The 12,305-nt window shown below is 63.3% G+C and carries 9 protein-coding genes; 7 read left to right on the top strand and 2 right to left on the bottom strand.

The genetic code is table 11. The features are described 5' to 3' along the window. Positions 1-231: 231 nt before the first annotated feature. Positions 232-609, bottom strand: coding sequence for a hypothetical protein (locus tag FJW08_RS02800; protein WP_140808667.1), 378 nt, complete (start codon positions 607-609; stop codon positions 232-234). A gap of 171 nt (positions 610-780) precedes the next feature. On the opposite strand from FJW08_RS02800, the gene FJW08_RS02795 reads away from it, so the two are divergent. The 5 genes from FJW08_RS02795 (at position 781) to FJW08_RS02775 (ending at position 6,233) form a co-directional block, all read left to right on the top strand. Further along, positions 781-1,527 carry a cytochrome c biogenesis CcdA family protein gene (locus FJW08_RS02795; protein WP_140808665.1) on the top strand — a complete coding sequence of 249 codons (747 nt, stop codon included), beginning with the start codon at positions 781-783 and terminating at the stop codon, positions 1,525-1,527. Positions 1,528-1,654: 127 nt separating this feature from the next. After that, the gene (gene glmU, locus FJW08_RS02790; RefSeq protein WP_140808663.1) at positions 1,655-3,031 is read left to right on the top strand and encodes a bifunctional UDP-N-acetylglucosamine diphosphorylase/glucosamine-1-phosphate N-acetyltransferase GlmU; all 1,377 of its coding nucleotides are present in this window, start codon (positions 1,655-1,657) and stop codon (positions 3,029-3,031) included. Between the two features lie 201 nt (positions 3,032-3,232). Then, positions 3,233-5,056, top strand: a complete 1,824-nt coding sequence (gene glmS / locus FJW08_RS02785) for a glutamine--fructose-6-phosphate transaminase (isomerizing) (protein WP_140757588.1) — start codon at positions 3,233-3,235, stop codon at positions 5,054-5,056. Between the two features lie 32 nt (positions 5,057-5,088). Then, positions 5,089-5,391, top strand: a complete 303-nt coding sequence (locus FJW08_RS02780) for a HigA family addiction module antitoxin (RefSeq protein WP_140757587.1) — start codon at positions 5,089-5,091, stop codon at positions 5,389-5,391. An 89-nt stretch (positions 5,392-5,480) separates the two neighbouring features. Further along, the gene (locus tag FJW08_RS02775) at positions 5,481-6,233 is read left to right on the top strand and encodes a DUF502 domain-containing protein (RefSeq protein WP_140808660.1); all 753 of its coding nucleotides are present in this window, start codon (positions 5,481-5,483) and stop codon (positions 6,231-6,233) included. Here FJW08_RS02775 and recG read toward each other — a convergent pair. After that, the gene (gene recG / locus FJW08_RS02770; RefSeq protein ID WP_140808658.1) at positions 6,185-8,293 is read right to left on the bottom strand and encodes an ATP-dependent DNA helicase RecG; all 2,109 of its coding nucleotides are present in this window, start codon (positions 8,291-8,293) and stop codon (positions 6,185-6,187) included. The two genes, FJW08_RS02775 and recG, sit on opposite strands and share 49 nt — an antisense overlap. A gap of 92 nt (positions 8,294-8,385) precedes the next feature. Here recG and FJW08_RS02765 point away from each other — a divergent pair, with 92 nt between their 5' ends. Together FJW08_RS02765 and mfd are read left to right on the top strand one after the other, a co-directional pair. Next, positions 8,386-8,673, top strand: a complete 288-nt coding sequence (locus tag FJW08_RS02765; RefSeq protein ID WP_140757584.1) for a succinate dehydrogenase assembly factor 2 — start codon at positions 8,386-8,388, stop codon at positions 8,671-8,673. Positions 8,674-8,744: 71 nt separating this feature from the next. Beyond that, a complete protein-coding gene (gene mfd / locus FJW08_RS02760) occupies positions 8,745-12,242 on the top strand; it encodes a transcription-repair coupling factor (RefSeq protein WP_140808656.1) in 3,498 nt (1,165 codons plus the stop codon). Positions 12,243-12,305: the final 63 nt, after the last annotated feature.

The following is a 12,305-nucleotide window of genomic DNA, read 5'->3' as shown; positions in this document are numbered from 1 at the left end:
GGGGGCGCCGGCAGCAATACACTCTAAGAGTGTATGGAGAAGATCACAGAATTTCGGTCAGGGACGACGGAGGTCGGGAGTCGGCGGAAAACGACTGCTTCAAACTCCGGCCGAGTCGTGGAAAGCCGTTCAATGCCTCGCTGGGCAATGCCGCCGATCGATGCTGGCCGCCGGCTGCGTGGAGGAATGCGGCGACCAGCTTGCCGACGGCAGGCGGAGAGCAGGGCAGGCCTAGTTGGCCTTGACGACGTGCCAGACACCGGCGACGCCATCACCGCTCATGTCGCCGGCCTTCTTGTCCTTGATGAAGGTGTAGACGGGCTTGCCGTCATAGGCCCACATCTTGGTGCCGTCGGTGCGATCGACAACGCTCCATTCGCTGTCGGACTTGGCGCCGGCCTTGGCCTTCAGCGCCGGCCAGTTGGCGGCGCATTTGTCGTAGCAATTGCTCTTGCCCTTCTCGTCCTTGTCATAGGTGTAAAGCGTCATGCCTTTGGCATCGGTATAAATCTTGGTGCCGCCGACCTCGGCTTCCTTCCACGCCTCTGCGGCAAAGGAGGCGGCGGTGCTGAGCAGAAGCGCGGCCAGCGCTGCGGTTATCGTTTTCATGGAAATCTCCGTGGCTGATATTCAAAGGCGCGCGGGAAATCGCGGCCTCGTTGTATCAACGTCCTGCGCGGATGCTTTCTTCCCCGCCCGCGATGACTTGCCACACGATGGTGATTGGCGGACAAACCCGCGTGCCGCTATATCGAACGCCAAACAGTCGGAGCTTCGGAAATGGCATTGGACATCGGCTATGTCAGCGCGGTCGGGGCGGGGGCCATCTCGTTCCTGTCGCCATGCGTGCTGCCGCTGGTGCCGCCCTATCTCTGCTACATGGCCGGCATATCGGTCGACGATTTCCGCGGCAATGCGGGCGCGACCGCAAGTCAGGGCGCACGCGGTGCGCTGCTCTATTCCTCGATCGCATTCGTGCTCGGCTTTTCGACCGTGTTCGTCGCGCTCGGCGCCGGCGCCTCGACCATCGGCCGGCTGCTGCGCGTCTGGCAGGAGCCGCTGGCGATGGGCGCCGGCGTGCTGATCATCTTGATGGGCCTGAATTTCCTCGGCATTCTGCGCATTCCGCTGTTGTCACGCGAGGCGCGCTTCCAGTCGCAGGGCAAGCCGGCCAGCGCCGTCGCCGCCTATGTCATGGGCCTTGCCTTCGCCTTCGGCTGGACGCCCTGCATCGGCCCGGTACTGGGGCCAATCCTGACGCTGGCCGGCGGGCGCGAAACCGTGGGCGAGGGCGCGCTGCTGCTCGCCGCCTATTCGCTAGGGCTGGGCATCCCGTTCCTGATCGCCGCGCTGTTCTCCGGCGCCTTCATGCGCTTCCTCGGCAAATTCCGCGTGCATCTCGGCCGTGTCGAAAAGGCGATCGGCGCGCTGCTGGTGGTCGCCGGCGTGTTTTTCCTCACCGGCGGCGTGCAGACGGTGTCCTACTGGCTGCTGGAGAATTTCCCGGTGCTGGGGCGGCTGGGGTAGGCCTACTGATTAAAAGCCAGTTGCTCTTCCTCCCGCCGATCTCACCGGAATTTAACCGCATTGGTGCAGCATGGGGCCACTGCTATCCTGTCGTGATTCCCAACGCATTTCATATGGTTGCCTTTCCATGAGCCAGAGATCCTGCCTGTCCGTCATCCTCGCCGCCGGCGAAGGCACGCGCATGAAGAGCGCGCTGCCGAAGGTGCTGCACCAGATCGCGGGGCTGCCGATGGTCGCCCATGTGGTGAAGGCGGCCGAGGCCGCTGGTGCGAGCGGCCAGGCGCTGGTCATCGGGCACGGCGCCGATGAGATGCGCAAGGCGGCGGCGAAGTTTGCGCCGAAGGCGGAGACCTTCGTGCAGGAAAAGCGCTTGGGTACGGCGCATGCCGTTATCGCTGCCCGCGCAGCGATATCAAAGGGTTATGACGACGTCCTCGTGATGTTTGGCGACACGCCACTGATCGATGCGGATGCCCTGATGGTGGCGCGGCTGAGATTGGCGGAAGGTGCCGCCGTCGTGGTGATCGGATTCCGCCCACCCAATCCGACCGGCTATGGTCGGCTGATCGAAAAGGGCGGCAAGCTGATTGCCATCCGTGAGGAAAAAGACTGCTCCGAAGAGGAGAAGAAAATCGGTTTCTGCAATGCCGGCACGATGGCGGTGGCCGGCGCGCACGCGCTGAAACTGCTCGACGCCGTCGGCAACAAGAATGCCAAGGGCGAGTATTATCTAACCGACATTGTCGAGATCGCCAGTGCACAGGGTCTCGATGTCGTTGCCACCGAAGCCAGCTTCGAAAGTGCGCTCGGCATCAACAATCGCGCCGAACTTGCGCAAGCCGAAGCCATCTGGCAACAGCGCCGACGCCATGCGGCGATGCTGTCGGGCGTGACCCTGATTGCCCCCGAGACGGTTTATTTCTCGTACGACACCGAAATCGGCGCCGACACGATCGTCGAGCCGAATGTCTGGTTCGGCCCAGGTGTGAAGATCGCCAATGGCGCCAAGATTCACGCCTTCAGCCATATCGAAGGGGCCACTATCGGGTCCAATTGCGATGTCGGGCCGTTCGCGCGGCTGCGGCCAGGTGCCGACCTCAGGACCAAGGCCAAGGTCGGCAATTTCTGCGAGGTCAAGCAGGCCGTTATCGAGGAGGGCGCCAAGGTCAACCACCTGACCTATATTGGCGACGCGCGCGTTGGCGCCAGGGCCAATATCGGCGCCGGCACCATCACCTGCAACTACGACGGCTATTCGAAATTCTTCACCGACATCGGCGAGGGCGCATTCATCGGCTCCAATTCCTCGCTCGTGGCGCCAATCACCATCGGCAATGGCGGCTATATCGCCTCGGGCAGTGTCATCACCGAAAGTGTACCCGACGAAGCGCTGGCCTTCGGCCGGGCTCGCCAGAAAACGATCCCCGGCAAGGGGAAGGAGCTGCGCGAACGGCTTGCTTCCGCGGCGGCGGCAAAGAAGAAGGCTGCCGGCGCCGACCATTAGCGATAGTCGACAGGTCTGCTTTCTTGTTGGAGCAATCGAAAAACCGAACGATTGCAGTAACCGGATTGCAAGAGCGGTCTGTCATAGTGCATGCGTGCGCAAGCGTCCGTTACACCGGACGAAATGCAATGTGACTTTCGCGGCGGGCCGGCTACCCCTAAAATAACGCTGGTTTTCCATGGGCAATCGGGGACTGTCTGCATGTGCGGTATTGTTGGAATCGTCGGCCGCTCGCAGGTTGCGCCGCTCATCGTCGATGCGCTGAAACGGCTCGAATATCGCGGTTATGACTCGGCAGGCGTCGCCACCATCGAGAAGGGCGAGCTCGGCCGCCGCCGTGCCGAGGGTAAGCTGGTCAACCTCGAACGCCGGCTCAAGGATGAGCCGCTCGACGGCACGATCGGTATCGGCCATACACGCTGGGCGACCCACGGCGTGCCCAATGAGGCCAATGCGCACCCGCATTTTTCCGACGGCGTCGCCATCGTCCATAACGGCATCATCGAGAATTTCGCCGAACTGCGCGACGAACTGATCCGCGACGGTTATTCTTTCTCGTCGCAGACCGACACAGAAGTCGTGGCGCATCTGGTGGCGCGCGAACTCGCCAAGGGGCTGAATCCGGTCGAGGCGGCGCACAAGGCGCTGAAGAGGCTGGAAGGCGCTTTTGCGCTGGCGATCATGTTCAAGGGCGACGAGGACCTGATCGTTGGCGCCCGCAACGGTCCGCCTCTGGCCGTCGGCCATGGCGATGGCGAGATGTTCCTGGGCTCGGACGCGATCGCGCTCGCTCCGTTCACCAATTCGATCACCTATCTCGAGGACGGCGACTGGGCGGTGGTTCGCCGCGACGCCGTCGCCATCTTCGACATCGACGGCAAAACGGTCGACCGCAAGCGCCAGCAGTCGCTGTCGACCAGCTTCATGGTCGACAAGGGCAATCGCCGCCATTTCATGGAGAAGGAGATCCATGAGCAGCCCGAGGTGATTTCGCACACGCTGGCTCATTATGTGGATTTCGTCTCCGGCGTCTCCAAACCGCTCGATCTGCCGTTCGATTTCGCAAGGATTGGCCGGCTGGCGATCTCGGCCTGCGGCACTGCCTATCTCGCCGGCCTGATCGGCAAATACTGGTTCGAGCGCTATGCGCGGCTCCCGGTCGATATCGATGTCGCGTCGGAATTCCGCTACCGCGAGATGCCGCTGTCGGCCAGCGATGCCGCCTTCTTCATCTCGCAGTCGGGCGAGACCGCCGATACGCTGGCTTCGCTGCGCTATTGCCGCAAGGCCGGCATGAAGATCGGCGCCGTCGTCAACGTGCGCGAATCGACCATGGCGCGCGAATCCGACGTCGTGCTGCCGACGCTGGCCGGCCCCGAGATCGGCGTCGCCTCGACCAAGGCTTTTACTTGCCAGCTCTCAGTACTGGCCTCGCTCGCGGTGCGGGCGGGCGTGGCACGCGGCACGATCTCGAAAGAGCAGGAGAAAACCCTGGTGCGGGAGCTCTCCGAAGCGCCGCGCTATGCCAACCAGGTGCTGAAGCTCGAAGAGCAGATCGAGCGGGTCGCGCGTGAGATATCGCGCTACTCCGATGTGCTCTACCTCGGCCGCGACACCAATTTCCCGCTGGCCATGGAAGGCGCGCTAAAACTCAAGGAAATCTCCTACATCCATGCCGAGGGCTATGCCGCGGGCGAGTTGAAGCATGGGCCGATCGCGCTGATCGACGAGAACATGCCCGTCATCGTCATTGCGCCGCACGACCGCATCTTCGAGAAAACCGTGTCCAACATGCAGGAAGTAGCGGCTCGCGGCGGCAAGATCATCCTGATCACCGACGCCAAGGGCGCGGCACAGGTGAGCGTGAAGACGATGGAGACGATCGTGCTTCCGGATGTGCCGGAAATCATCTCGCCCATCATCTACGCGCTGCCGATCCAGATGCTCGCCTATTTCGCCGCCGTGTTCATGGGCACCGACGTCGACCAGCCGCGCAATCTGGCGAAATCGGTGACGGTGGAGTAAGTTTTGCCTCCCAAATTGAGAGGTCGAGCCGAGTGACATCGAAATTCGCACGTCCAGTTCATCCTGGAGAATTCCTGCGTGAAGAATATCTCGTCCCGCTCGGCATGAGTGCAGGCGCGCTGGCGAAAAAGCTCAATCTTCCGCGCACCCGTATTGAACGCATCGTCAAGGAGGAGATCGGCCTGACTCCCGACACGGCCCTTCGCCTCGCGAGGTTTTTCAATACCACGCCTGAATTCTGGATGAATTTTCAGCAGGCTTACGAGCTTGAGACCGAGGCGAAGAAGTTGGCGCCGGAACTTGAGAAGATCGCGCCGCTGGAAGCAGCCGCATAACAGAACCTTTAAAAACTTTTAAAAACTTCGCAGTTCCAAAGCGCCTTCCGGTTCACTAGTGTCGCGCTGCAACCCGCGCCCGGTGAACCATGTCAGACGCTCCGAAGACTTCCGGCATGACCCGGCTGAGGAACTATTTCCTCACGGGCTTCGTCGTCTGCGCGCCGCTGGCGATCACCGCTTACATCGCCTGGTCCTTCATCGGCTGGGTCGATTCCTGGGTCAAACCCTATATTCCGTTGCGCTACAGCCCCGACACCTACCTGCCGTTCCCGGTGCCGGGGTTCGGGCTGATCGTCGCCTTGATCCTGATCACGCTGATCGGGTTCCTGACCGCCAACATCGTCGGCCGCGCCATCGTCGGCTTTGGCGAGCGCCTGCTTGGCCGCATGCCCTTGGTGCGCGGCATCTATGGCTCGCTGAAGCAGATTTTCGAGACCGTGCTTTCGAACAAGGGCGACATGTTCCGCCAGGTTGGGTTGGTCGAATATCCACGCAAGGGCGTATGGTCGCTGGTGTTTGTCGCCAGTGAGAAGGAAACAGAGATCAACCAGAAACTCGATCAGGAAGGCGATCCGCTGATTGCGGTGTTCATGCCGTGCACGCCGAACCCGACGACTGGCTTCCTGATGTATGTCCTGAGGTCGGACATCGTGCTGCTCGACATGACGATCGAGGACGGCGCCAAGTTGATCGTGTCGGCCGGGTTGGTGGCGCCCGAGGTGAAGACGAAATTGGTGACGCTGAACGGTGAGCCGATCAACGGAGCCCTGGCAAATCCGCCGCTAGGGCCTCATCCGGCGCGCAGGAGCCGCACGGCCTCGTCGCGGCCGAACAAGTAGAGCAGGAGGCGCAGCGCCCCGCCGCGATCCGATTGCAGTTCGGGGTCGCGCGACAGGATCAGCCTGGCGTCGTCTCGGGCGGCTTCCAGCAGGTCGGCATGCGCCTCGATCCGCGCCACCTGGAACCCCGGCGTGCCGGACTGACGGGTACCCAACAATTCGCCTTCGCCGCGCAATTTCAGGTCCTCCTCGGCGATCAGGAAGCCGTCCTCGGTCTCGCGCATCACCGACAGCCGGCGTTTGGCGGTTTCGCCGAGCGGGTCCTTGTAGAGCAGCACGCAGGATGACTTGATGTCGCCGCGCCCAACCCGGCCGCGCAGCTGGTGCAACTGGGCGAGGCCGAAGCGTTCGGCATGCTCGATGACCATGATGGTGGCGTCGGGCACGTCGACGCCGACCTCGATGACGGTGGTGGCGATCAGGATGCGCGTCTCGCCTTGCTTGAAGGCGCGCATCGCCTCGTCCTTCTCGGCACCCTTCATGCGGCCATGGACAAGGCCGATGCGATCGCCGAACAGTGGTTTCAGCGAGGCGAAACGATCCTCGGCCGACATCAGTTTTATCTCTTCGGATTCCTCGACCAACGGACAGATCCAGTAGATCTTTTGGCCATCCGCGACGGCATCGAGCATGCGGCCGACCAGTTCGTCGAGCCGTTCGAGCGGTAGCGTGACGGTGCGGATCGGCTGGCGGCCGGCCGGCTTTTCCGTCAGCTTCGACACGTCCATGTCGCCGAAGGCGGTCAGCACCAGCGTGCGCGGGATGGGAGTCGCGGTCATCACCAGCATGTCGGGCGCATCGCCCTTGGCGGTGATGGCAAGCCGCTGATGGACGCCGAAGCGATGCTGCTCATCGATGACGGCCAGGACCAGGTCGTGGAAGCTGACGGTTTCCTGAAACAGCGCGTGGGTGCCGACGACGATATCGATCTCGCTGCTGGCAAGACCAGCCAGTGTTTCGGCTCGCTCGCGGCCCTTTTCGCGGCCGGTGAGGATAGAGACGCGCAGCCCGACCTGGGCGGCAAGCGGGGTGATCGTCGCCAGATGCTGGCGCGCCAGGATTTCGGTCGGCGCCATCAGCGCCGCCTGGCCGCCGGCCTCGACGGCGCGTGCCATGGCCAGCAAAGCCACGACCGTCTTGCCAGAGCCGACATCGCCTTGCAGCAGCCGCAGCATGCGCTCTGGATCGGCGAGATCGGCGTTGATTTCGGCGAGCGCCAATTCCTGCGAGGGAGTGAGCGAATAAGGCAGGGCCGTGCGCAGTTTCTCGACGATGCGGCCATGGCCGACGAGAGGGCGGCCTGACAGGCGTCGCACCTTCGCCCGCACCAGCGCCAGCGAGACCTGGCCGGCAAGCAGTTCATCATAGGCGAGGCGGCGCCATGCAGGCCCTTCGACCGCGACATCGATCGGATCGGCGGGATAGTGGATACGGGTCAGCGCGTCGCCGAAGGACGGAAAGCTCTGACCGCGCATGAAGGCACCATCCTGCCATTCCGGCAGTTCCGGCAGGCGGCCGAGCGCCTGGCCGATCGCACGCCGCAAAACCTTGCCGGAGAGCCCCGCCGTCAGCGGATAGACCGGCTCGACCAGCGGCAGGTTCTCGGCTTCGCTGGCGAGTGCGATATGGTCGGGATGGACCATGGTCGGGCGTCCGTTGAACCATTCCATGCGGCCCGACACCACGACATGCTCGCCCACCGGCATTGCTTTTTCGAGATAGGCGGCATGGGCATGGAAGAAGGTCAGGCCGATTTCGCCGGTATCGTCATGGGCGTATACGCGGTAGGGCACCGACCTGTTGCCGCGCGGCGGCGGCTGGTGGCGGTCTATGCGTAGCTCGAGCGTCACGATGGCGCCTTCCGCGGCAAGCGCGATGCCAGGCCGGCTGCGGCGGTCGATGACGGTATGCGGCAGCACGAACAAGAGATCGCCGGCGCGCCCGCCGCGATCGCCGAGATCGGCCGCGACGACCTTCTCGATAAGCACGCCAACTTTCGGCCCGACGCCGGTAAGCGAGGTGATCGGGACAAACAGGGGATCGAGGATGGAAGGACGCATGATGTCAGCTTATGTCGCGACGGCCGCAGCGCAAGGCTGACACCGCCCACTATCCACGCTATATGCGCCGCTTGAAGCGAGGATGCGGCACAATGACCGGAACGAAACGATCAAGCGAGGGGCTGGACGCCCACCGCCGCAAGCTGTTGTTCCGTTCCTGGCATCGCGGCATGCGCGAGATGGACCTCATCCTAGGCACCTTCGCCGATGCCGAGATCGGCACCTTGACCGCCGAGGAAATCGACCAATATGAGAGGCTCCTCGATATTGTCGACACAGATTTCCTGCCGCTGGTCACGGGCGAACGCCCGGTGCCGGCGGAGATCGATTGTGCCGTCCTGCAAAAAATCCTGGCGTCCCGCCGGACCATGACATTCTGAACAAAAGCAATTCCAGGAAAAGTGCGAAGCGGTTTTCCGTCCGGAATTGCGATAAACAAGACCGTGATTTGATGGCTCTCATTCCCACCATTGGCTTGCCGAAGGGCCGCGCCGGCCAGTTCATCGTCGACGGTGTCGCCGACGGCTACGAGGCCTTCGCGCTGGTACAGACGGCGCTCGAGATCGCACCCGACAAGCCGGTGTTGTTCGTGGCCCGCGACGGTCAGCGCCTGCCTTCCATCGTCGAGGCGCTGTCCTTCGTCGCGCCCGGCCTGCCTGTGCTGGAGCTGCCTGCATGGGACTGCCTGCCATACGACCGTGTGTCGCCCGGTTCCGATGCCGCCGCCAAGCGCCTCGATGCGCTGACCGCCATGATCGCGCTGGCGAAGAAACCGCACCGTGCCGTCATTCTCACCACCGCCAATGCGCTGCTGCAGCGCATCCCGCCCGCTGAGCTTGTCGAGGCGCAGACCTTCCACGCCAGACCCGGCAACCAGATTGACATGAATGCGCTGATCGCGCGGCTGGAGACGTCGGGATTCGAGCGGGTGCCGACCGTGCGCGGCATCGGCGAATTCGCGGTGCGCGGCGGCATTCTCGACCTCTTCGCACCCGGCTGGACCGAGGCGCTGAGGCTCGATTTCTTCGGCGACACGCTGGAATCGATCCGCGTCTTCGACGCCGCCACGCAGCGCACCACCGGCCAGCGCAAGTCGATGGCGCTGCAGGCGATGAGCGAAGTGGCGCTGACGCCCGAAACCATCAGCCGCTTCCGCCGCGCCTATATCGAAGCCTTTGGTGCGCCATCGCGTGACGACGGGCTCTACGCGGCGGTCAGCGAAGGGCGGCGCTTCGCCGGCATGGAGCATTGGCTGCCGTTCTTCTATGAGCGGCTGGAGACGGTTTTCGACTACCTGCCCGACGCACCTGTGGTTTTCGACCATCTGGCGCATGAGGCGCTTGCCGAACGCCATACGCTGATCCTCGACCACTACGAGGCGCGCAAAAAGCAGGCTGAAGGGGCGCTTAGGGATGCGGTGCCCTACAAGCCTGTTGCGCCGGACCTGCTCTATCTCTCGCCGGAAAATCTCAAGGCTTCGCTTGGCGAGCGCGAGGACATCGACTTTACCGTGTTCGATGCGCCCGACGTTGGGGGTAAGAAAGTCTTCCACGCCGGCTCGCGCCATGGTCGCAGCTTCGTCGAGGAGCGAGCCGATCCGAACGTCAATGTCTTCGATGTCGTCGTCCGGCACATAGCCGACGAGCGCGCGGCGCGCCGCCGGGTCGTCATTGCCGGCTGGACCGAAGGCTCGCTCGACCGGCTTGGCCAGATCCTGGCCGAGCACCATCTCGGCAATCTCAAACAGGTCGAGACGCTGGCGCAGGCGGAACAGCTCGAGCCCGGACAGGCGGCATTGGCGGTTTTGCCACTGGAATCCGGCTTTGAGACCGAAAAGCTGGTCGTTGTCGCCGAACAGGACATTCTGGGCGACCGGCTGATCCGCCGCTCGAAGCGCAAGAAGCGTGCTTCCGATTTCATTGCGGAGGCCTCGGCGCTGTCGGCCGGTGACATTGTCGTCCATACCGACCATGGCATTGGCCGTTTTATCGGCCTGCGCACCATCGAAGCGGTCGGCGCGCCGCATGACTGCCTGGAAATCCACTATGCCGGCGACGACCGGCTGTTCCTGCCGGTGGAAAACATCGAGCTGCTGTCGCGCTATGGCTCCGACACAGCCGAGGCAACGCTGGACAAGCTCGGCGGCGGCGCCTGGCAGTCGCGCAAAGCCAAGCTGAAACGGCGCCTGCTCGACATGGCCGGACAGCTGATCCGCATCGCCGCCGAGCGGCAGATGCGCGCCGCACCGCCGCTGGTGCCAGCCGAAGGCCTCTATGACGAGTTTGCCGCCCGCTTCCCTTACGAGGAAACCGACGACCAGCAGACGGCGATCGACTCGGTGCGCGACGACCTTGGCGCGGGCAAGCCGATGGACCGGCTGATCTGTGGCGACGTCGGCTTCGGCAAGACCGAAGTGGCGCTGCGCGCCGCCTTCATCGCGGCGATGGAAGGGTTTCAGGTCGCGGTGGTGGTGCCCACGACACTGTTGTCGCGCCAGCATTTCAAGACATTCTCGCAGCGTTTCTCAGGGCTTCCCATCCGTGTCGCCCAGGCCTCGCGGCTGGTCGGTGCCAAGGACCTGGCCGAGACCAAGAAGGGCATTGCCGAAGGCCAGGTCGACATCGTCGTCGGTACCCATGCGCTGCTCGGCGCCGCGATCTCGTTCAAGAATCTCGGCCTCCTGATCATCGACGAGGAGCAGCATTTCGGCGTCAAGCACAAGGAGCGGCTGAAGGACCTGAAGACCGACGTCCACGTGCTGACGCTGTCGGCGACGCCAATTCCGCGCACGCTGCAACTGGCCCTGACCGGCGTGCGCGAACTGTCGCTGATCGCCACGCCGCCGGTTGACCGCATGGCGGTGCGGACCTTCATCTCACCGTTCGATCCGTTGGTCATTCGCGAGACGCTGCTGCGCGAGCGCTACCGCGGCGGCCATTCCTTCTATGTGGTTCCGCGTATCAGCGATCTCTCGGAAATCCATGATTTCCTGAAGGAATCCGTGCCTGAACTGAAAGTCGCGGTGGCCCACGGCCAGATGCCTCCGGGCGAACTCGACGACATCATGAACGCCTTCTACGACGGCCAGTACGATGTGCTTCTGTCGACCACCATCGTCGAATCCGGTCTCGACATCCCGACCGCCAACACGCTGATCATCCACCGCGCCGACATGTTCGGCCTGTCGCAACTCTACCAGTTGCGCGGCCGCGTCGGGCGCTCGAAGGTGCGCGCCTATGCGCTGTTCACCCTGCCGGCCAACCGCAAGCTGACCGACACGGCCGAGCGCCGGCTGAAGGTGCTGCAATCGCTCGACACGCTCGGTGCCGGCTTCCAACTCGCCAGCCATGACCTCGACATCAGGGGCGCCGGCAATCTTCTCGGAGAAGAACAGTCCGGGCATATCAAGGAGGTCGGCTTCGAGCTCTACCAGCAGATGCTGGAGGAAGCGGTGGCCGAGGTGAAGGACACCGGCGAGGTTCAGGATGGCGGCTGGTCGCCGCAGATCGCTGTCGGCACCGCCGTGATGATCCCGGAAGGCTACGTGCCGGACCTGCAGCTCAGGCTGGCACTTTATCGCCGTCTCGGCGATCTCGAAACCACCGAGGAGATCGACGCCTTCGGCGCCGAGCTAATCGACCGTTTCGGACCGCTGCCGGACGAGGTGAAGCATCTCCTCAAGATCGTCTTCATCAAAGCGCTCTGCCGCAAGGCCAATGTCGAGAAGCTCGACGCCGGGCCGAAGGGCGTCGTCATCCATTTCCGCAAGCGCGAGTTTTCGAACCCGGTCGGACTGGTCAAGTATATTGGCGAACAGGGTTCGCTGGCCAAGATCCGGGCCGACCATAGCGTGGTCTTCATCCGCGACTGGCCGACGGCGGAGAAGCGCCTGGCGGGCTCGGCTATCGTCATGACGCAACTGGCGAAGTTGGTGGAGAAGGCGGCCTAATCTCGCCTTCCGGGCCATGCTGGAGGCGCCAGGCCATTCGCCAGCACCGAAATTCCGGTCTAG

Source organism: Mesorhizobium sp. B3-2-1 (genome assembly GCF_006439515.1).
GTDB lineage: Bacteria > Pseudomonadota > Alphaproteobacteria > Rhizobiales > Rhizobiaceae > Mesorhizobium.
The sequence above is the reverse complement of the archived record's forward strand: the minus strand, read 5'-3'. Positions and strand labels throughout refer to the sequence as shown.